The following is a 19,516-nucleotide window of genomic DNA, read 5'->3' as shown; positions in this document are numbered from 1 at the left end:
GTCCGTCAGGGTACAGCTAATCTGACGGGTAGTCAGCTAGTGGGATTCGGGTGCGGGAGGCCTGCTGTGCGCGGTGACGTGGAGGTGCGCGGTGACGTGGAGTGGGGAACCATCCCGGGCCTGGTCCGCTCGGCCGCCGAGCGGTACGGCGAGGTGGAGGCCGTTGTCGAGGGGCGTACGCGGGTGTCGTACGCGGAGCTGGGCGCCCGGGTGGAGCGCGCGGCGGCGGCGTGCGTGGCGAACGGCGTCCGGGGCGGCGACCGGGTGGCCATCTGGGCGCCGAACTCCCTCGACTGGATCGTCGCCGCCCTGGGCGCGGTCTCGGCGGGCGCCGTCCTCGTCCCGCTCAACACCCGCTTCAAGGGCACCGAGGCGGCGGATGTGCTGGCGCGCGGCCGGGTGAAGCTGCTGTTCATCACCGGGACGTTCCTGGGGACGTCGTACGTGGCGTCGCTGCGGCGGGCGGCGGGGCAGGGAGCGGCGGGACAGGGGTCGGTGGGGCAGGGGTCGGTGGGACAAGGAGCGGTGGGCGGCGTGTGCGGGGGGCCGGGCTCGCTGCCCGGACTGCCGCACCTGGAACAGGTGGTGGTCCTCGCGGACGACGCCCCCGCCGACTTCCGCACCTGGAAGGACTTCCTGGCGAGCGGCGACGGGGTGAGGGCCGGCGAGGTACGGGCGAGGTCCGAGGCGCTGACCGGCGATTCCCCCTCCGACCTCGTCTTCACCTCGGGCACCACCGGCCGCCCCAAGGGTGCGGTGATCACCCACGCGCAGACCCTGCGGGCGTACGAGGTGTGGTGCGAGCTGGCCGGGCTCCGGCAGGGCGACCGCTATCTGATCGTGAACCCCTTCTTCCACACCTTCGGCTACAAGGCGGGCGTCATCGCCTGCCTGATGCGGGGCGCGACGATGATCCCGCAGCCGGTGTTCAACGTGGAGACGGCCATGGCCAACGTGGCGGCGGAACGTGTTTCCGTCCTCCCCGGCCCGCCGACCCTCCACCAGTCCCTCCTGGACCACCCCGCCCGCGACGACTACGACCTGAGCGCCCTGCGCCTGGTGGTGACCGGCGCGGCGGTCGTCCCGCTCCAACTGGTCGAACGGCTGCGGGCGGAGCTGCGCGTGGAGACCGTCCTGACGGCGTACGGCCTGTCCGAGGCCTCCGGCATCGTCACGATGTGCCGGCGCGGGGACGAGCCGTCGGTGATCGCGTCGACGTCCGGCCGGGCGATCCCCGGGACGGAGGTGCGGGTCGTCGGCCCCTCGGGTGCCGCCCTGCCGGCCGGCTCACCCGGCGAGGTCCTCGTCCGGGGCTTCAACGTCATGCGGGGCTACTTCGAGGATCCCGCCGAGACCGCGCGGACGGTGACGGAGGACGGCTGGCTGCGCACGGGTGATGTCGGGGTCTTGGGCCCCGAGGGCAATCTGCGGATCACCGACCGCCTCAAGGACATGTTCATCGTCGGCGGCTTCAACGCCTACCCCGCCGAGATCGAGCAACTGCTGGGCCTGCACCCCGATGTGGCCGACGTCGCCGTCATCGGCGTCCCGGACCCCCGCCTCGGCGAGGTCGGCAAGGCCTACGTCGTACGCCGCCCGGGGTCCCTGGTGACCGCCGACGACCTCATCGCCTGGTCCCGCCGCGAGATGGCCAACTACAAGGTGCCGAGGGCGGTGGACTTCGTGGCGGAGCTGCCGCGCAACGCGAGCGGGAAGGTGGTGAAGGGGGAGTTGCGGGGGCGCTGAGGGGCCGGGACGGGTGCCCCGCGCCGGTCATGCGCGGTTCAGTGACTCCCGGGCGGCGCGGTGGAGGTCGCGGAGCTCGTCCATGGCCTCGCGCCAGGCGGGGTCGTCGTGGTCGACGGTCCGTGCGGTGTGCTCGGCGGCGCGCAGCCGGGTCGCCGAGGCAGGGACACGGGCGATCTCGACGGTCACGGCCCAGGCTTCGAGGAACCGGGTGATGGGGCCGAGGCTGCCCGAGCGCGCCGCCAGGGTGATGGCCTCGTCCTTCTGCCGTTCCATCTCCGGCAGGCGGTGCGGTGCCACCCGTGTCAGGGCCAGACGCAGCGCGGTCGGTGTTCTCTCCGGCCGAGCGACGACGGGCCCACCGGCTTCGGTATGCGCTGCGATCATCCTGATCCTTCCTTGCACCGCGCGCCGCGCCGCCCCGCACGGCGCGGTTCCGGAGACACTTCGGCCGCGGTGGCTCCCCCTCCGCGCCACCGCGGCCGGTCCCCGTGGGAACGGAAGTCTGGTGTGCCCTTACTTGCGGCCGTCCAGGTCGAGAGCGGGCGGTGCGGGCATGTTGTTGTCGAGCGTCGTGATGTCGTTCTTGACCGGTTCGCTGGGCATGTTGTTGTCCAGCGGGCCGTCACCCGGGACCTTCGGCGGTGCGGGCATGTTGTTGTCGAGCGTCGTGATGTCGTTCTTGGCGGGCTCGCTGGGCATGTTGTTGTCCAGCGGGGTGACGTCCACTGCCTTCTTCGTCTCACTCATGGTCGCGTCCCTCTGCTGTGGTGGCGAGTAGGGAACGCCCGTCCGGAGGCTCCCCCGATGACCACCGGACGGGCGTTCGGAGCCGCACCCTAACTGGTCGGACTCCTGGTCAGACCGCCTGCCCCCCGACGCGACGGTGTGACAGGCATAAGAGTGCCGGGCGGTGATAAACGAATGCTGAACGTCCCCGCGGTCAGGCCGCTGCGGCGGGCGAGAGCAGGGCGCGTACGTCCTCGGCCTCGTCCGCACCGTTCTGCTCGTAGAGGTTGAGCGCCTCCCTCCAACACGCCTTGGCACGGTCGGCCTGGCCCAGGGAGGCGAGCGCTCGTCCCAGGAGTGTCAGGACGCTGCCCCGTGTCCGGTCGCCGCCGATGCAGCCGAGTGCGAGAGCCTGTTCGGCGTGCTGTGCGGCCTGGGCGGGCCGTCGGCCGGCGATGTTCGCCTCCGCGATCCTGAACTGGGTGGTTCCTTCCCAGAGTCGCTGCCGGTGATCCACGAAGATCGTCAGGGCCTCGGAGAACTGACTGAGGGCCTCCGCGTGCCGGCCCGCCTTGGTCAGAGCCACTCCCAGCGCGTAGTGGCCGTTGGCCAACCGCATCGTGCTGCCCACTTCGATGTGGACGGCGAGGCCGTGCTGAGCGAACTCGATGGCTTTCGCGGTGTTGCCCATCCCTATGTAGGCCCGCGAGAGATTGCACAGAGCCGTTGCCTCGCAGAGTCCGTTGCCGGCTGCCCGGAACCCCTCTATGGCCTGGTCGAAGTAGACCTTGCCGTCCGTGTACCGGTGTTGGTGGAGCGCGATGAGCCCTCGGTCCTGGGCTGCCCAGCTGTGGGCGGTGGGGTCCTCGGCCGCGGCCGCGCATTCCATGGCGAGCCGTGATTCCTCCGCCGCCTGCTGGATGCGGCCGGAGACCAGCAGGACGCCGGTGAGGATGTTGCGGGCCCTGCCCTCCGCGCGGGTGTCTCCGGCCGACTGCGTCGCTTCGCACATGGCCGTGGCCGTCGTCTCGTACTGGTGGGAGTTGGCCCCCGACTCGGCCAGATCCCGAGCCGCCCACAGCAGATCCACCGCCCGGCGCAGCCGGTCCGTGCCCGCCGCCTGCCGTACGCAGCTCAGCAGGGGCGAGGCCTCGCTGTACAGCCAGTCCAGAGCCGCGGACCCGTCGCCGAAGCGCAGCCCCGGATGCTCGGTGGCCTCCAGATCGTCCACCAGCCGGTCGCCGGGCCGCTCGATCGCGTACACCTCCGCCGCCGTCGCAAGATAGAAGTCGAGCAGCCGCGACATCGCCCCCTCCCGCTCGCCCGCCCCCTCCCGCTCGCCCGCCGGCTCCTCGTCGCGTTCGGCGCATGCACGCGCGTAGAGGCGGACGAGATCGTGGAAGCGGTAGCGGCCGGGAGCCGCGGATTCGAGGAGGGAGGTGTCGACGAGGGTCTCCAGGAGGTCCTCGGTGTCCTCCGGCGGCAGGTCGAGTACGGCGGCCGCGGCGGCCAGGGAGATGTCCGGACCGTCGGCGAGACCCAGCAGCCGGAAGGCACGGGCCTGGGTGGGCTCCAGCTGGCCGTAGCCCAGTTCGAAGGTGGCCTTCACAGCCAGATCGCCCGCCTGGAGCTCGTCCAACCGCCGCCGCTCGTCGGCGAGTTTGGTGGCCAGGACGGACACCGTCCAGGTTCTGCGCGCCGCCAGACGGGACGCGGCGATACGGATGGCGAGGGGCAGGAAACCGCAGGCGGCGACGACATCGAGCGCGGCCTTGCGTTCCGCCGCGACCCGCTCCGCGCCGACGATCTTCGTGAAGAGCTGGAGGGCCTCGTCCGGGGACATGACGTCCAGGTCGACGAGGTGGGCGCCGGCCAGGTCGACCATGCGCACCCGGGCGGTGACGAGGGCCGCGCAGCCCGCCGTACCGGGGAGGAGGGGCCGTACCTGGGCGGCGTCCCGCGCGTTGTCGAGCAGCACCAGCACCCGGCGGCCGTCCAGGACCGACCGGTACAGCGCGGCCCGCTCCTCCAGGGAGTCGGGGATCGCGGAGTCGGCCGTGCCGAGCGCCCGCAGGAAGGAGCCGAGGACCGTCACCGGCTCGGCGGGGCGGGCGCCGGCGCCCTGGAGGTCGACGTACAGCTGCCCGTCCGGGAAGGAGGCGCGCGCCTGGTGGGCGACATGCACGGCGAGGGTCGTCTTGCCGACGCCGCCTATGCCCGCCAGCGCGGACACGGCCATCACCTGGCCCTCGGCGCCGGACGCCCCCGCCAGCGTCTCGCTCAGGTCCTCGACGAAGGACGACCGGCCCGTGAAGTCCGGGACGGTGGCGGGCAGTTGCGCGGGACGGACGGGGCCGGCGGCGGGCTCCGGGGCGAGCGGCGCGGAGGGTTCCGCGAGGCCCGGGTCCGCCTGGAGGATGCGCTGCTGCAACTCCCGCAGGCCCGGGCGCGGGTCCACGCCCAGTTCGTCGGCGAGGAGGCGTCGCGTGTCGGCGTACACGGCGAGGGCCTCCGCCTGGCGCCCGCTGCGGTACAGGGCGAGCATCAGCAGTTCGCGCAGACGCTCCCGCAAAGGGTGCGCGGCGGTGAGGGCCGTCAGCTCCGAGACCGCCTCCGCGTGGCAGCCCTGCTCCAGGTCCATGTCCAGCCGGGCCTCGACGAGTTGGAGGCGCCACTCGTCGAGACGGGCCCGCTGCGCCTCCGCGTACGGCCCCGGAACACCGGCCAGGACCTCGCCGTCCCACAGGCTCAGCGCCTTGTTCAGCAGATGGCGGGCATGGCACAGATCCCCGGAGTTCTTGGCCTTCTCGGCGTCGGCGGCCAGGTCCTGGGCGACGGCGAGGTCCAGCGCGCCCCCGGACAGCGACCGGATCGCGTACCCTCCGGACTCGCTCACCAGCACACCGGCGGAGAGCGCCTTGCGTAGCCGCGAGGCGTACGTCCGTACGGCGGCCAGCGCCTGCGACGGCGGATCGTCGCCCCACAGCGCGTCGATCAGCTCGCCGGCGGTGGCCGTACGGCCCTCGCGCAGCAACAGCGCCGCCAGCAGCGCGCGTTGCTGTGGCGAACCGGTGGCGAGGGGATCGGCGCCGCGCCAGGCCCGCACGGGGCCGAGAACGCTGAAGCGGAGCTCCGCCGCGGCCTCGGCGGCAGGTTCCGGAATCGATGCGTCCCCGGGACCCCTCTGCTCCGGCACTCGCGGCACACCGACCTCCGGCACTCCCGGTTCACCACCCATCGACGCCCCCCAAGCCTCCCTGATACCTAAGCCAGTTTGCCTTGTTCATGGCAGATCCGTCAGCCGGGCGAGAGCTCGATCACAGGTCGCCACGCGGGATGTCACCAGGTCCACACGGGCTCTCCTCGCACCTCATGTCGTGGCCGGTGTCCTGACAGGACAGCTGACGGTCCGTCAGATCGGCGCTACCGTGACACACATGGACACCATGGAGACGAGCGCCACGGATCCCACCGCCGCCGCCGGCCCCTTCCCGAAGATCATCTCCGTCGACGACCACACGGTGGAGCCCCCGAACGTCTGGCAGGACCGGCTCCCGAAGAAGTACCGGGACATCGGTCCCCGCGTGGTCCGCGCGCCGCTGAAGGAGATGACGTTCCTCGGCGGCCGCTTCAAGCCCGTCATGGGCGCCCCCGGCGACGACGGCCCCATCGGCGACTGGTGGGTGTACGAGGACCTGCACCGCCCGCTGACCCGCCTCGACACCGCCGTCGGCTACTCCAGGGACGAGATCAAGCTGGAGGTCATCACGTACGAGCAGATGCGCCCCGGCTCGTACGACGTCCCCCAGCGCCTCGCCGACATGGACGTCAACCACGTCCAGTCGGCCCTCTGCTTCCCGACCTTCCCGCGTTTCTGCGGCCAGACCTTCACGGAGGCCGCCGACCACGAGCTGGGGCTGCTCGGTGTCCGGGCGTACAACGACTGGATGGTGGAGGAGTGGTGCGGCCCGCTGGCCCGGGGCCGCCTGATCCCCCTCACCCTGATCCCCCTCTGGGACGCCGAGTTGGCGGCGGCGGAGGTGCGCCGCAACGCGGCCCGAGGGGTCCGGGCCGTGGCCTTCTCCGAGATCCCCCCGCACCTTGGGCTGCCCTCCGTCCACACCGACGACTGGGACCCCTTCCTCGCGGCCTGCGACGAGACCGGCACGGTCGTGGCGATGCACATCGGCTCGTCCAGCCGTATGCCGTCCACCTCCGCCGACGCCCCGCCCGCCGTCGGCTCCACGATCACCTTCGCCAACTGCTGCTTCTCGATGGTCGACTGGCTGATGAGCGGCAAGTTCGAGCGTTTCCCCAACCTCAAGGTCATGTACGCCGAGGGTCAGATCGGCTGGATCCCGTACATCCTGGAGCGCGCGGACGTGGTGTGGGAGGAGAACCGTGGCTGGGGCGGCGTCGCCGACAAGGTCCACCGCCCACCGTCCGAACTCTTCGCCGACCACGTCTACGGCTGCTTCTTCGACGACGCGTTCGGGCTCCGTAACCTGGACGCCATCGGGGTGGGCAACGTGCTCTACGAGACCGACTACCCCCACTCCGACTCCACCTGGCCCGAGTCGCGGCAGGTCGGCGAAGCCCAGATGGGCCACCTGGCCCCGGACGTCGTCGACCGGATCGTCCGCCGCAACGCGATCGAACTGCTGGGGCTGACGGAGGAGGGGCTCTGGGCGGGGGCGTGAGGGGGGATCGGGGGCATGGTCGGGTGCGGGTGGGTGGGGCTTTTCGCGCAGTTCCCCGCGCGCCTGAAAAGCGGGACTTCGCCCCTGCTTTTTGGCCCGAAAGGGCCGTAGGCCCTCAAGGGGTGCGGGGAACTGCGCGAGAAGCTCCCACCGAACCCGCACTCACCCACCCACCCCGAACCGCCCGCCCCGCAATGGGGGTCGAAGGGGCGCAGCCCCTGGAGAACGGGCTGGGTAGGGGCGGCGGGGGCGCAGAACCTCGGTCTGTCAGCCGGTTCCGATTCCCGCCCGGACGAAGTACAGGACCGTCATCGTGACCGCCGTGCCCAGGACGACACCCCCTAGGACCCGGGAGGGGAGGCGGAGGGCGAGGCGGGCGCCCGCGAAGCCGCCGGCGATGGCGCCCGTGAGCATGGCGGTGAGGAGGAGCGGGGCGGTCAGCGCGTCCGAGGCGATGAGGAAGAGGGCGGCGGCGCTCAGGTAGACGGCGGTGACCTGGGCCATCCGCATCGGGTTGCCGGTCGCGGGGTCGAGGCCGATGCCGATGCCCCACAGGGCCAGCATCAGGATGCCTACGGCTCCGCCGAAGTATCCGCCGTACACGGCGAGCAGGAACTGTCCAGCCAGCAAGGCCCGGGGGCCGAGGCCGGCGGCCCGGTCCGGCGACGTGCCGAGCAGCCGCAGGACATGACGGCCGAGGGCGAGGACGAGCGTGGCGAAGGCCAGCAGCCAGGGCACGGCGGCGTCGAAGGAGGACGAGGGCAGGACCAGCAGGAGCGCGGCGCCGAGGCCGCCGCCGAGCACGCTGGTCGTGGTCAGCGCCCGCGTGGAAGCCGCTCCCACCTGGGCGATCTCGTGCCGGGAGACCCACGCGCCGGCCACCGAACCGGGCAGGAGGGCGATGGTCGAGGCCGCGTTCGCGGTCACCGGGGGCAGCCCGACCGCGACCAGGGCGGGCAGCGCCACGAACGTGCCTCCGCCGCCGACGGCGTTCAACGTCCCGGCGGCGAGACCGGCCAGCAGCACGAGCAGGATCTCGGACATCCGCCGAGCATGACCCCGAGAGTGAGGACCCCACAATGGGCCCACCATGCGCGATCCTCGCGTCCGCCTCAGGCCCTGCCATGGGCTGAGGTCTGCCTCACCTCTTGTCTGACGCCCCTCTTGTCTGACGAACCGTCAGCTACGACGATGGGTGCGGCCGAGCACGCAGTACCTGCGCACCAACCACCATCCGGGGGCGACCGTGCCGACACCGCAGGAAGGCCGACTGGTCTACGGGATGCAGCTCCCCGTCCAGTCGCAGAGCACCCTCTACGCCGAGCCCTGGGAGGCGGACGCCGGGCCGGAGGACCTGGCGGAGATCGCGCGGGCGGCTGACAGGGCCGGGTTCGCGTACGTCGCCACCTGCGACCATGTGGCCATTCCGCGCCGCCTCGCGCCCGCGATGAGCACGGTCTGGTACGACCCGGTCGCCACGCTCGCCTACTTGGCCGGAGTCACCGAACGCGTCCGGCTCCTGAGTCACGTCGCGGTCGTAGGCCTGCGCCACCCGCTCCTCACCGCCAAGCAGTACGCGACCCTCGACCACCTCTCGGGCGGCCGGCTGATCCTCGGCGTGGGCGCCGGGCACGTTCGGGAGGAGTTCGAGGTGCTGGGGGCCGACTTCGACCGCCGGGGCGCGGTCCTGGACGAGTGCGTCGACGCGCTGCGAGCGGCCCTGGGCCCGGACGAATTCCCTGCCCACCACGGCAAGCTGTACGACTTCGAAGACCTGGGCCAGCTCCCTCGACCTGCCCAGGACCGCATCCCCCTGTGGGTGGGCGGCTCGTCCCCCGCCGCCGTACGCCGGGCCGCCGTGCGCGGCGACGGCTGGTTGCCGCAGGGCGACCCCCGCGACCGCCTGCCGGAGCAGATCGCCCGCTTGCGGCGGCTGCGGGAAGAGGCGGGCGCCACGGGCCCGTTCACCATCGGCGCGATCACCGAGCCGCTGTACGTCGGCGACCCGACCTGGGACGTCGGCCGCCGCACCGTCACGGGCCACCCGGCCGCCCTCGCCGAGTCCCTGCGGGCGTACGCGGCGATGGGCGTGCACCAGATCCAGGTCCGTTTCCGAAGCCGGGGCAGGAGTGAACTGGTGGATCAGATAGGCGTGTTCGGGGCGGAGGTCGGGCCGCTGCTGTAGGCGCCGCCCGCCCAGCCGTAAAGGTACGGAAGGCCGGGCGGCGGCCTCTGGTGCAGGGGGCTGCTACCGGCGTTCTGTCTCCCGCCCGCTCCGGCAGCGCGGGCAGCGGCACGGCGGCCACTGCTGCGACTTCGGCAGGCGCTCGGTGTCGTGCTCGCTCATGACCGTGACCGTGAGCTGTTGTGCGCGGCGGTCGGTCTCGCCGTCGGGGCCGATCCGGTATGTGCGGATGGTCAGCCGTGAGGCCCCGTTGTCGGGGTACCGCCCAGCCTTCACCGGTGCGGGCCCTCGCGGTCGGGCCGCCCGGCGAGCGCGCACTCGGCCGACAGCGCCGCGTCCGCCTGCGGTGCCCTCAGCACGCCATCATCCGCTCTGCTCCGATGACATGCCGGTCGAGATCGATGCCGAAGTCGGCGGCGAGCACGAGGGCGAGCCGTCGCCGGGACTGCCGTTCCTGCTCCCGCTCTACGGCGACGAGGTAGGGGCGGACGAGCGGGGAGGCTGCCCCGTCGAGGGGGGTGTCCGTGTCCAGGCTGTAGGGGGAACGCGGGGCCGGGAGTCGCGATGCGGCGGGACCGGGGGCCTCTGGTCGGGGCGTTGGGAGGACGGCGCGGTGGGAAGCGGCCCGCCGCCTGCCGGTGCCGGGGGCGACCATGCCCAGCACCCATCGCAGGTACACGTGGATAATGCTCACTGTCCTCAGCTCCTCTTCAGCTGATGGCCATGCCCCGGGGCCGTGCCAGGCCGCCGGGGTCTCTCGCATTCAGAGCATTCGCGCATTCGCGCATTCGCGGTCGCTCGATTACGCGAAGACGCATACGTTCGAGTCATGGATCTTGACCGTGGTAAGCCCGTGTGGCCCCAGCTCGCGGACGAACTGCGCCGCCGCATCGACGCCGGCACGTATGCGCCCGGCAGTCGGTTCCCCGCTGTGGTGGATCTCGCCACGGAGTTCGACGTTGCCGCGTCGACGGTGCAGAAGGCGGTGGCCTCCCTTCGTGCGGAGGGCAGGCTCCGTACCGTGCTGGGGCAGGGTTCGTTCGTCGCCGATCAGGGGAAGTGACCTGCTCCTGACGGGACTTGGGTGGCACCCGACGTGCGACACGCTTCGACCCCGGTCAGCTCAGGGCTTCGATCGCCTTCAGGATCAGGGCGCGCGCTTCCGCCCCGTACATGGCCATGCCCCGCAGCTGCTCGAACGCCTTCAGGTAGAGGGCGATCTCGTCGGGCTGGGTGATTCTGACGCGGGCCGACACCAGCTCAACGGACACGAGTGCGTCGTCGTAGACATGGAACGTCTCCCGGGGCCACTGCGTGCGTTCTCGTGCGGCCATCGGAATGACGCCGAGCGAGACCGACGGCAGGGCCCCCGCCGTGAGGAGATAACCGAGTTGCGCGGCCATGGCCTCCGCGTCGGCGATCTGGCAGTACAGAACAGCCTCTTCGATGAGTAGGGCGAAGCGGTGTCCCGGCTCGTGGACGACTCGCGAGCGCGCCACCCTGGCCTGGGCCGCCTCGGCGCTGTCATCGGAGGGGAGGTCACGGAAGTGGGCGGCCCTTCGCAGGACGCTCGCCGCGTACCCCTCGGTCTGGAGCAGCCCGGGGACGAGGGTGGACGAATACACCCGGAACAGTTCGGTGCTGTTGAAGAGCTGTGCGGAGCTTTCCTGTAGCTGCTTCAGGCCGTTACGGAGCTGATGACGCCACTCCCGGTACATCGACTCGGCGTTCACCGACTGGACGACGAGGTTCTCCGCCTGGTCGTCGGCGTGAACCGCCTCGCACCAGCGGCGGATGTCCTTCGCGGTGGGACCGGTGACCGCGTTCTCGATGCGGGAGGTCTTGGAGTGGTGCCAGTCGCACCGGTCGGCCAGCTCGACGACAGTCAATCCCGCCTCCTTCCGGAGGTCGCGCAGACGCCTGGCGACGGCCTCGCGCGCGGCCTGGGCGGATGAGGACGGGGAGAGGGGCATGAACTGGCCTACCGGGACGTGCTGTCAGCGGACTTCGTACTGGTCATGTGGAACGGCTCGCGACCAGACCGCCTCGAACGCCTCCGAACACAGCTGTGCCGCTGCCGGATCGTCGGAGACTTCCTGGCCGGCCGAAGCACCGTCGCCGGTGAAGTGGTTCCAACGGACCAGTCGGTTGTCGAACAGCCAGAAGTCGTTGCCCGGCAGCGCGATGTCCGAGGCACGTCGGCGGGACAGCCAGCGTACGTGCTCGCCCGCGGCGATGTTGGTGAACGTGTTCGAGTGCTCGAAGCGGATGTACTCGGTGACCGGCTCGGAGACGATCCTGGCTCGGCGTACGACGACCCCACGCGAGACCGTCTCCTGGATCAGGTCGAGCCACGGCCGCCACCAGGATGCCCGATCCTCCGGGTCGTGACGGAACCCCGCACGCCACTCGGCGAACGGCCCCTTCTCGGAGTCGACGGCGTACGCGTCGCGCATCTCCAAGTGAACGGCCGAGTGCTCACAGGCCGCGATCAGCTCACTGAACGGAGGCACGCTCGACGGCATCGCAGGCCTCCCTGATCATGTGCACCATCCTGGCCGGAATACGGATCACTGCCTCGCCCTCCGGGATCCCCTTGCCGTGGCCCGGGGCTTCGAACGCGGCGCATTCCGCTTCGAGTTCGCGGCCAGGCTTCCAGCCCTGGAGGACGAGTTCTTTGTTCTCCTGATCGACCCACACGGTCGGGCTCTCGTCGTCACCGGTGTTCGGATCGATCCCGATGAACAGTAGGGGCACGTCGGCCTCCCTCCACGAGGTACGCATCTTTCTGCATCACAGTGCGGTTCACAAAGGGCAGGGTCAAGAGCGCCTCGTAGCCAACGCCCCTGTCAGCGTGACTACTTGCACATATCTGCACATCTCTGGAAGCGGTGTGCGGCAGGTCCCTAATGTCAGGGACTACGAAGAAATAGCTGCCGGCGTCAGCCTCGCTGGGAGCCACCGACGCTGTTGAGGACCGCCGCCATGAAGACCCGTGCCGCCCGTTTGCCGTCTGCCGGAGAGCCGATGGGGATTCCGCTCGACATCGAGACGATGCGGCTCACCGCACGCCGCCTGCTCGCCGAGGACGCCGAGCCTCCCACCCTCGATGAGTTGGAGACCCTCACCCTGCAACTGCGCGGCCACATCATGGTCGCCGTCCCAGACGTGGCAGCCGCGGCCGGACGGCTTCCCGAGGATGACGTCCCCCGTGCCTGCGCCCTCGCCTGCGTCGGTGAGGCCCGGATGCGCCTTGGCCTCGAACCCGGCGCCACCCTCCCCACCGGCATCGCTCATGCCCAGCGCCTCGCCCGGTCGGTGAACGCGTTGTGCGACCACCACGAGAACCTGGCGAAGCTCGAACTCAGCGGTCAGGAGATTTAGATGGAACCGACAACCCACGCTCTCCGCCCATGGGGCCTGACCCGCATGGAGCCGTACCCGAAGCTGCACGCCGCCGCCACCGCCGTGGCGCTGGACCCGGCGTCGCAGACAGCCGTCTTCCGCGATCCGCACGGACGCCCCGTCGAGATGGGCAAGCACGGCACCGGTACCGGCACGGAGACGAAGACCCAGACCAGTCAGGGTGACGGTTCCGGGCCCGCCAACTCCGACGAGGGCCAGGACCAGGACTCGGACCAGGACTGATGTTCTCTTCACACCAGGTGCGTCCGGTCGTCGTGCTGACCGCCCTGGACGACCTGACGGCGGAACATGTCATCGCCGAGTCGAACGGCCGGGGCGTCCCGGTCGTACGGCTCGACCCCGGTTCGCCGGGCGAGGTGACGTTCTCCGCTCACGCGGGCAGCGGTTGGTCCTGGCACGGCCCGCTCAGCACCCCGACTCGCACCCTCAGCCTTGAGGACGCCCGCGCCGTTTACTACCGGCGCCCGACCCTCTACGGCCCGCCCTATGCCGGCCTGGACGACCAAGAGAGGGAGTTCACGGTGGCCCAGATCCGGCACGGTCTGGGCGGTCTGCTGGCGGCTCTTCCGTCGTGTCTGTACGTCAACCACCCGCATCGGAACTCAGGGGCGGAGTTCAAGCCCCGCCAGATCACGGAAGCCGTGCGGGCCGGGCTGGACGTGCCCCCGACGCTGGTCACCAACGACCCTGCGTCCGCACGCTCCTTCGCCAAGGAGTACGGGCCGGTGGTCTACAAGCCACTCAGATCGACCGCGTACCGCGTGGGCGGCGCGTTGCGCACGGTCTGGGTCCGCCCGGTCGTAGCCGATGAGATCGGCGACGGTGTCGCCGCGTGCCCGCACTGTTCCAGCAGGCCGTCGCCAAGACCGCCGACGTGAGGGTGGCGGCTGTGGGCGAGCGGCTGTTCGTCACCCGCATCACCACCGACGGCGATCACCTCGACTGGCGGCTCGATTACGACCTGATCACCTGTACCCCCATGGACCTCACCGACGTGCCTGCCCAGGTCCGGCAGGGCATCCGCGCCTATCTGAAGGCGTTCGGCCTGGTCTTCGGCGCGTTCGACTTCGCGGTGGAAGCAGGCGGCGCGTGGCGTTTCCTGGAGTGCAATCCGAACGGCCAGTGGGCATTCGTGGACCGTGATACGACCGGGGCCATCGCATGTGCCTTGGCCGATCTGCTGGAGAAGGGACACCCTGCATGACCGGCACCCCGCCCCTCGACGAGTCCCATGCCGCCGAGCTGCGTCACGCCCTCGCCGACCAGCTCGAACGGGACGGGCACCTGCGGTCGGCCGTATGGCGTGCCGCCGTCGAGGCCGTGCCCCGGCATGAGTTCGTGCGCGAGTACTTCCGTCGGTCCCACGACTCGCAGGGCACCCTGTGGACGCCGGTGGTCCCGGGCCGGGAGGAGGCGGGCGCCTGGCCGGCCGAGGTGTACACCGATGACACGCTGGTGACCCAGCTCGACGGCCATGTGCATCCCGGAGACGTGGACGGGCGGCCCGTGCACGGCGATCCGACTTCGTCGTCCACCCTGCCGAGCCTGATCGTGCGGATGCTCCAGGACCTCGACCCCCGGGACGGGGACCAGGTGCTGGAGGTCGGCACGGGCACCGGCTATTCGACCGCCCTCATGTGCGAGCGTCTCGGCAGCGAGAACGTGACCTCCGTCGAGGTGGACCCGGCCGCCGCCGAGCGCGCCCGGGCCGCCATCACCGCGGCCGGGTACGAACCGACGCTCGTCAACGGTGACGGTCTGCTCGGCCACCCCGAAGGCGCCCAGTACGACGGGCTGATCGCCACGTGTTCCGTGCGTACCGTTCCTAGGGCCTGGCTCGAACAGGTGCGGCCCGGCGGCACCGTCATCACCAGCGTCTCCGGGTGGCTGTACGGGTCGGGCCTGGTGAAGCTGACAGTCGGCGAGGGCGGAACTGCCGAAGGGCGGTTCCTGCCCGGCACGGTGTCGTTCATGATCGCGCGTCCGCACGCCGCGCCCGCTCTGTCCGGCGTCGCGGACCTGCTGACCCAGGACGCCGACGAACGTTCGGCACAGGTCGGCCCCGAGGTACTCGCCGACTGGACCACTCAGTTCGTCGCCCAGCTTGCGCTACCGGGCGCCCAGTACATCGGCATGAGCATGGGGGGTGGGCCGATGCTGGACCACGTGGTCGACCTGGCCACGAGGTCGTTCGCCACGCTTGTGCCGGACGGCGGGCGTGGGTTCCTGGTGCGTCAGGGCGGCCCGCTGCGACTGTGGGACGCCGCCGAAGAGGCGATCAGCACGTGGCGGAGCGTCGGCGCGCCGCCGCAGACCGAGTTCGGGCTGACCGTCACCCCGACGCGCCAGCGGGTCTGGCTCGGCTGCCCCGAAGGGCTGTTTTGGGACCTGCCCACTTGACCACCGCCACACGCTTTGGAACCGAACTCACTGGCCAGATAGAGGAGTTCGGGTCGACCTCAAGGGAACCGGTGGGTCCGCTGGTTCGGACCGGCAGGGACGAAGCTCAGCCCGTTCTCGTCGAGCGCGTTGAAGACGGTCACCCGGCCCGTCTCGAAGGCGAAGCTGATGTCAACGTTTCCCTGAGCGACACCACTGCCTGTCCACTCGAGCAGTTCGGCCCCCTTGAGGGGCAGTCCCCGCAGATCACGTAGGCCGGGCAGAGGCTCCGGACACCACCGCAGGTCGAAGCCGGGCCACCGGACCGGTCGGGTGGGGTCGATCGTGTTCCATGTGAGGGAGAGCTCACCGAGTTTGTGGTGGTTGATCTCGACCTGCTCGCCGGCGAAGTCGAACAGCACTGGGCAGTCGCAGAACCACTCGTCGTCGTGGAGGTCCCAGACCAGCCAGACTCTCGTCAGCGCCCGGCCGGCAAGACCTCGCAGACGATTCCCGTGCTCCCGCATCACACCGCCACGGCCGTCCAGCCACGCTGGCCGATAGCCCGCAATGCCGAAATCGAACATCAAGTCATCCTGCCAGAGCTCCGTCCCGCTGTGAGTCAGTCCGCTCCCGAGCCGAGATGGAGTGCGGCCAGCCGTGGCAGACGCCGGCGCATCTCCTGGACATCGTCGAAGTCGAACGACTCGCCCATGTCGGCACCGTCGTCCTTCTCTTCGGCTGTGGCACGAGCGTCGGTGTACGCCTCCAGAGCCTCCCAGAAGGCGTCTGCGTCACCGGTCAGCCGCTTGTACGCCCCGGCCGAGACGAAGTTGAAGTCTTCGTCGAAGATGACGTCCTGGTCCTGGGCCACCGCAGCGGCAAGTACGGCAGGGTGCTCGGCGAGGGCATCCGGGCATGCGAGCGTCCGTTCGTACCACTCGCGTCCGAGTGCCACCAGCCCCGCCGTGAAGTCGCTGAACCGGTCATCGGAGCAGCCTCCGCCGATCAGGTAGGCGGCCGCCCCTACGTCCCAGCGGTAGACCGCGTCACGTAGACGGGTGAAACGGGCCTCGAAGGCGAGGATCTCTTCCAGGGACAGCGACGAAAGGTGATCGAGAACAGCGGCGTCGAGCGGCTTGCCACTGCCCTTCATCGCGTCGAGCACGCGCCAGAACTCTTCACCGTCCATGGCGGGCAGTGTGCCAGGGCCCCAAGGCGTGTTTGAGATGTGCTCACAGTGGATGTCGCAGGAGGGCAAGTTGGGTGGCGGCATGACCTCGACGAACTGCGGTATTGGTTGACCTGCCACGAACGCACCAGGGACCGGGCGCTGTGCTCGGCCCCTTGGGGTCTGTCAGGCGGCTGTCCCGCCCGCGTTGCGGATCAGTTGCTGGAGCACCTTCACCGTGGTGACGTAGTCCGCGTCGTCGATGCCTTCGTGGAGGACGGCACGGAACGCGGGCGTGGTGCGCTTGATGTCGACGCGGGCCTGTTCCCCCACCTCGGTGAGCCACAGCCGGTCCTCGGTATCGCGGGTCAGCCAGCCGCGCTCCAGGAGCACCTCGGCCTCTGCGGCCAGATCATCCTCGGGCCGGAGGTAGGAGGCCATGGCTTCCTGCAGTTCGGGCAGGGTCATCCCCGCGCCATCGGGCGAGATGTCGTTCTCCGACAGGTTGCGCAGCAGCCAGAACTGGGGCTGGGTGTAGCCCTTTGCGGCTTGTTGAGCCCGGATGTACGCGATGAGTGCCTCGTAGGCGACGCCGGTCCAGTACGCGGCGGGCTGTTCGGCGAGTTCGGCGTCGGAGATCTGCTGAGTCGTCATGGGGTCCCCTCCTGGCACTGCTGTGCGGAGCCTGCACGCCGTGCAGGTCATGCAGAGACCGTATGACCTCAAGTGCGGTTGAGGACAAGCTGGTGCCCAGCAGGCAACGTTCGCCGTGCCGTGCCGTGCCGTGCCGTGCAGCAGGAGGTCCAGGGTGTGGATGGGGGCATTGAACCCAGAACCTTTGCCCTGCTCAACTGGGGGCGTTGGTGGGTTCCATACGCGACTGAGGCCAGAAGGAGCAGGGCAAGGAGCCAGCTACCGGCACGGGTGGGACGGAAGCCCTGGCCCACGGTCGCATCCTGGAGACAACCCCGCTGGGCGGCGGGGGGCGCAGGCCAGGGCGTACGGGGCCTCAGGGGAGGTCGACACGCCACGATAAAGCGGATGCCGAGCCTTGGAGCTGAGCGGAAGCGTGCTGCTTTCTGACCGATGGGTGGCGGAAGCGTGTTTTTCCGACCGAGGGCACGCTGCTCGGGGCCGGAACCGTGGGCGGCTGGGCCCTGGGCCTGCCCGGCGAGGGGATGCCTTCACGTCTCGGCGCGGCGGAACGGTTTGTGGGTCACCCAGAGCAGTTCCGCCGGCCAGCGGTGTGCCCAGTCGGGTGGGTCGGTGTCGTTGTAGCCGTTGGGGGTTCCGCGTTCGGGCCGCGGCTCGATGAGGTCGTCGATGACGAGACCCGCGCCGCGCAGGACCTTGACCCAGTCGCCGTAGGTGAGCTGATAGCTGGTCGCGCCGTCGTCTTCGGCGATGGTGTTCAGCCCGAAGTAGTCCTGCTGCAGCGTCGTGGTCACGCGGCTGGCGGTTTCGTCGTAGCAAGCTTCGAACCATGGGCTGGCGACGTTGAACACCAGGCGCCCGCCTCGGCCCAGGACGCGTGCGGCCTCCGGGACGGCCAGGTGCGGGGGCGCCCAGCTGAGCCCACCGAAGTCGCAGAACACCAGGTCGAAGCTGCCGGCGGCGAAGGGGAGCTGTTCGGCGGCGCCTTGCACCAGCGGGTAGCGGGCCGCCCCCATCGCGCTGGCCGCTGCGGCGAGTTGGGCTTCGGACAGGTCGAGCCCGACCACGGTGGCGCCCTCGGCGGCGAGCGCCCTGGACCACTGGCCGGCGCCGCAGCCGAGTTCGAGGACGCGCTTGCCGGTGACGTCGCCCAGGGCGTTCAGGTGCGCGTCGGGGACGGAGTACATGCCCCACAGCCGGGGTGCGGCGCCGATCTGCGGGTCGTGCTCGTGCTGGTAGGCGCTGCTGATCCGGTTCCAGAGCTGCCGGTTGGCGGGGATGCTGTCCACGTGCCGACTCCAGCACTGCCTGCCGGGGGCGGTCAACACGATTAGGGCACTGGCCGGCCCTCGCCTCCGTCCGGCCCTGGCTCGGCTCGTGATCTGCCGGACGAGCCCTGACGCAGGGCGGCGGCGACAATGCCCTCAAGAGGCTTGGCCCTCGCCCTCGCGGCGCTGGGGCGGGCGGGAGGAGCGACAGCCGGTCGTCTCCGGTGCGCGCCCGGACGATCCGGTGGGTCGGTGAACGGCCCTAAGAGATAAGGGAGTTCGAGGATTCGGCTGCCCCAACGCCGTGGTGAGACGCTCGGGCGAGTGGCTGTCTGACAGGTTTGCGTTTTGTTCTTGAATCTTCGAACAAGTGGCGTCGGGGCCGCGTATGTAAGGGAGTCATGGCTTCGGCGGAAGGACCCACGAAGTGCGATCCCCCCGGCACATCGGAACGTCCCAGCACGTAGGTACCACCGTTTCAGCTGCTCCCGCACGTTCCTCCCGTCTCCCGGCGCACCCGCCCCGCGTGCAGACGCCCTCGTCCCTCGGCCACGGCCACAGTGACGGCCGCGGTCTGTCGGTGGCGCTCGCCTGCGCGGAGCGGGACTGGCCGCACCACGACTGGCCGGCCCCCGACGACCGGTACGTGAGCAGCGCGCTGCACGTCCCACCGCCGTACCGCGCGCTCCGCGAGACCGAGGTGGATGTCGTGGTCCTGCGGTGCGAGGACCCGTCCGTCTCTTTCGCGGAGCTGCTGAAGGCCATGGGAGCGATGACCGCTCCGGTGATCGTCGTCAGCCCGCTCAGGGACACCGACGCGGTGGTGGACGTGTTCCGGGGCGGGGCCGGCTACCTGGTGGAGGGCGACTACTGCGCCTGCATGCTCTCCTCGGCGGTCGTGGCCGCCACGGTCGGCCACACCTACTTCTCGCCCGTCGCGTGCGCCATCATCCGTGACGCCGCCCGACAGATCCCCGGTGAGGACGAGGCGAGGGAGCGGCTGCGCTCACTGCTCTCCCCCCGCGAACGGCAGATCATGGAGCTGCTCTCCACCGGCCTCGGTGCCCAGGAGATCGGGCTGCGTCTGACCCTGAGCGAGAAGACCGTCCGCAACAACCTCAGCAACATCTACGCCAAGCTGGATGTACGGGGGAGTACGGAGGCGGTGCTGAGGTGGCTGGGAGCGGCCACCGGTGTTCGCGTTTGAGAATGCCCTGTCGGACTCGTGACCGGGCTCCTGAAAAAAATCCCCCGCGCC

General features: G+C 70.4%; 23 protein-coding genes. 10 read left to right on the top strand and 13 right to left on the bottom strand.

Features of this window, described 5'->3' with window-relative positions; translation table 11 throughout:
• Positions 1-66 precede the first annotated feature (66 nt).
• Positions 67-1,746, top strand: a complete 1,680-nt coding sequence (locus tag ACWD26_RS21270) for a fatty acid--CoA ligase family protein (RefSeq protein WP_451272236.1) — start codon at positions 67-69, stop codon at positions 1,744-1,746.
• A 27-nt stretch (positions 1,747-1,773) separates the two neighbouring features.
• On the opposite strand, the gene ACWD26_RS21265 is transcribed toward ACWD26_RS21270, so the two are convergent.
• The 3 genes from ACWD26_RS21265 to ACWD26_RS21255 form a co-directional block, all read right to left on the bottom strand.
• On the bottom strand, positions 1,774-2,133 hold the full coding sequence (locus tag ACWD26_RS21265; protein ID WP_451272234.1) for a DUF6247 family protein: 360 nt from the start codon (positions 2,131-2,133) through the stop codon (positions 1,774-1,776).
• Positions 2,134-2,262: 129 nt separating this feature from the next.
• Positions 2,263-2,496 (bottom strand): hypothetical protein, encoded by a 234-nt coding sequence (locus ACWD26_RS21260; protein WP_451272232.1) that lies wholly within the window; start codon positions 2,494-2,496, stop codon positions 2,263-2,265.
• A gap of 193 nt (positions 2,497-2,689) precedes the next feature.
• Positions 2,690-5,713, bottom strand: coding sequence for an AfsR/SARP family transcriptional regulator (locus ACWD26_RS21255; RefSeq protein ID WP_451272230.1), 3,024 nt, complete (start codon positions 5,711-5,713; stop codon positions 2,690-2,692).
• Between the two features lie 199 nt (positions 5,714-5,912).
• On the opposite strand from ACWD26_RS21255, the gene ACWD26_RS21250 reads away from it, so the two are divergent.
• Complete coding sequence (locus ACWD26_RS21250; RefSeq protein WP_451272228.1) at positions 5,913-7,175, top strand: amidohydrolase family protein; 1,263 nt, start codon at positions 5,913-5,915, stop codon at positions 7,173-7,175.
• A 267-nt stretch (positions 7,176-7,442) separates the two neighbouring features.
• Here the strand turns inward: ACWD26_RS21250 and ACWD26_RS21245 are convergent, their stop codons facing one another.
• A complete protein-coding gene (locus tag ACWD26_RS21245; protein WP_451272226.1) occupies positions 7,443-8,219 on the bottom strand; it encodes a TSUP family transporter in 777 nt (258 codons plus the stop codon).
• 238 nt (positions 8,220-8,457) lie between these two features.
• On the opposite strand from ACWD26_RS21245, the gene ACWD26_RS21240 reads away from it, so the two are divergent.
• Positions 8,458-9,360, top strand: coding sequence for an LLM class F420-dependent oxidoreductase (locus ACWD26_RS21240; RefSeq protein ID WP_451272344.1), 903 nt, complete (start codon positions 8,458-8,460; stop codon positions 9,358-9,360).
• 63 nt (positions 9,361-9,423) lie between these two features.
• Here ACWD26_RS21240 and ACWD26_RS21235 read toward each other — a convergent pair whose 3' ends face one another.
• Positions 9,424-9,636, bottom strand: coding sequence for a hypothetical protein (locus ACWD26_RS21235; protein WP_451272224.1), 213 nt, complete (start codon positions 9,634-9,636; stop codon positions 9,424-9,426).
• A gap of 76 nt (positions 9,637-9,712) precedes the next feature.
• Entirely contained in the window at positions 9,713-10,054 is a 342-nt protein-coding gene (locus ACWD26_RS21230) for a hypothetical protein (RefSeq protein WP_451272222.1), read from the bottom strand.
• A gap of 135 nt (positions 10,055-10,189) precedes the next feature.
• Between ACWD26_RS21230 and ACWD26_RS21225 the strand changes: the two genes are divergently transcribed.
• The gene (locus tag ACWD26_RS21225) at positions 10,190-10,423 is read left to right on the top strand and encodes a GntR family transcriptional regulator (protein WP_451272220.1); all 234 of its coding nucleotides are present in this window, start codon (positions 10,190-10,192) and stop codon (positions 10,421-10,423) included.
• A gap of 55 nt (positions 10,424-10,478) precedes the next feature.
• On the opposite strand, the gene ACWD26_RS21220 is transcribed toward ACWD26_RS21225, so the two are convergent.
• The 3 genes from ACWD26_RS21220 to ACWD26_RS21210 are packed head-to-tail and all read right to left on the bottom strand — an operon-like array spanning position 10,479 to position 12,117.
• A complete protein-coding gene (locus ACWD26_RS21220; RefSeq protein WP_451272218.1) occupies positions 10,479-11,333 on the bottom strand; it encodes a helix-turn-helix domain-containing protein in 855 nt (284 codons plus the stop codon).
• Positions 11,334-11,357: 24 nt separating this feature from the next.
• Positions 11,358-11,885: a DUF6879 family protein gene (locus ACWD26_RS21215; RefSeq protein WP_451272216.1), complete on the bottom strand. Its 528-nt coding sequence runs from the start codon at positions 11,883-11,885 to the stop codon at positions 11,358-11,360.
• Positions 11,857-12,117 carry a hypothetical protein gene (locus ACWD26_RS21210; RefSeq protein ID WP_451272214.1) on the bottom strand — a complete coding sequence of 87 codons (261 nt, stop codon included), beginning with the start codon at positions 12,115-12,117 and terminating at the stop codon, positions 11,857-11,859. Before ACWD26_RS21210 ends, ACWD26_RS21215 begins: the two co-directional genes overlap by 29 nt.
• A 270-nt stretch (positions 12,118-12,387) precedes the next feature.
• Here ACWD26_RS21210 and ACWD26_RS21205 point away from each other — a divergent pair, with 270 nt between their 5' ends.
• The 5 genes from ACWD26_RS21205 to tgmC are packed head-to-tail and all read left to right on the top strand — an operon-like array spanning position 12,388 to position 15,186.
• On the top strand, positions 12,388-12,744 hold the full coding sequence (locus ACWD26_RS21205) for a DUF6415 family natural product biosynthesis protein (RefSeq protein WP_451272212.1): 357 nt from the start codon (positions 12,388-12,390) through the stop codon (positions 12,742-12,744).
• Positions 12,745-13,008: a putative ATP-grasp-modified RiPP gene (gene tgmA / locus ACWD26_RS21200; protein ID WP_451272210.1), complete on the top strand. Its 264-nt coding sequence runs from the start codon at positions 12,745-12,747 to the stop codon at positions 13,006-13,008.
• Positions 13,008-13,664 (top strand): hypothetical protein, encoded by a 657-nt coding sequence (locus ACWD26_RS21195; RefSeq protein ID WP_451272208.1) that lies wholly within the window; start codon positions 13,008-13,010, stop codon positions 13,662-13,664. The genes tgmA and ACWD26_RS21195 overlap by 1 nt, the downstream gene beginning before the upstream one ends.
• Positions 13,619-13,990, top strand: coding sequence for a hypothetical protein (locus ACWD26_RS21190; RefSeq protein WP_451272206.1), 372 nt, complete (start codon positions 13,619-13,621; stop codon positions 13,988-13,990). Before ACWD26_RS21195 ends, ACWD26_RS21190 begins: the two co-directional genes overlap by 46 nt.
• Positions 13,987-15,186, top strand: coding sequence for an ATP-grasp peptide maturase system methyltransferase (tgmC, locus tag ACWD26_RS21185; RefSeq protein ID WP_451272204.1), 1,200 nt, complete (start codon positions 13,987-13,989; stop codon positions 15,184-15,186). The genes ACWD26_RS21190 and tgmC overlap by 4 nt, the downstream gene beginning before the upstream one ends.
• 59 nt (positions 15,187-15,245) lie before the next feature.
• Here the strand turns inward: tgmC and ACWD26_RS21180 are convergent, their stop codons facing one another.
• The 4 genes from ACWD26_RS21180 to ACWD26_RS21165 form a co-directional block, all read right to left on the bottom strand.
• Positions 15,246-15,752, bottom strand: coding sequence for a hypothetical protein (locus ACWD26_RS21180; RefSeq protein WP_451272202.1), 507 nt, complete (start codon positions 15,750-15,752; stop codon positions 15,246-15,248).
• Between the two features lie 35 nt (positions 15,753-15,787).
• Entirely contained in the window at positions 15,788-16,357 is a 570-nt protein-coding gene (locus ACWD26_RS21175) for a DUF4240 domain-containing protein (RefSeq protein WP_451272200.1), read from the bottom strand.
• Positions 16,358-16,522: 165 nt separating this feature from the next.
• Positions 16,523-16,990 (bottom strand): MarR family transcriptional regulator, encoded by a 468-nt coding sequence (locus ACWD26_RS21170; RefSeq protein WP_451272198.1) that lies wholly within the window; start codon positions 16,988-16,990, stop codon positions 16,523-16,525.
• Between the two features lie 530 nt (positions 16,991-17,520).
• Positions 17,521-18,279 carry a class I SAM-dependent methyltransferase gene (locus ACWD26_RS21165; protein ID WP_451272196.1) on the bottom strand — a complete coding sequence of 253 codons (759 nt, stop codon included), beginning with the start codon at positions 18,277-18,279 and terminating at the stop codon, positions 17,521-17,523.
• Between the two features lie 505 nt (positions 18,280-18,784).
• Between ACWD26_RS21165 and ACWD26_RS21160 the strand changes: the two genes are divergently transcribed.
• Positions 18,785-19,465, top strand: a complete 681-nt coding sequence (locus tag ACWD26_RS21160) for a helix-turn-helix domain-containing protein (protein ID WP_451272194.1) — start codon at positions 18,785-18,787, stop codon at positions 19,463-19,465.
• Positions 19,466-19,516 lie beyond the last annotated feature (51 nt).

It is taken from the genome of Streptomyces sp. NPDC002787 (assembly GCF_053592095.1).
The sequence above is the reverse complement of the archived record's forward strand: the minus strand, read 5'-3'. Positions and strand labels throughout refer to the sequence as shown.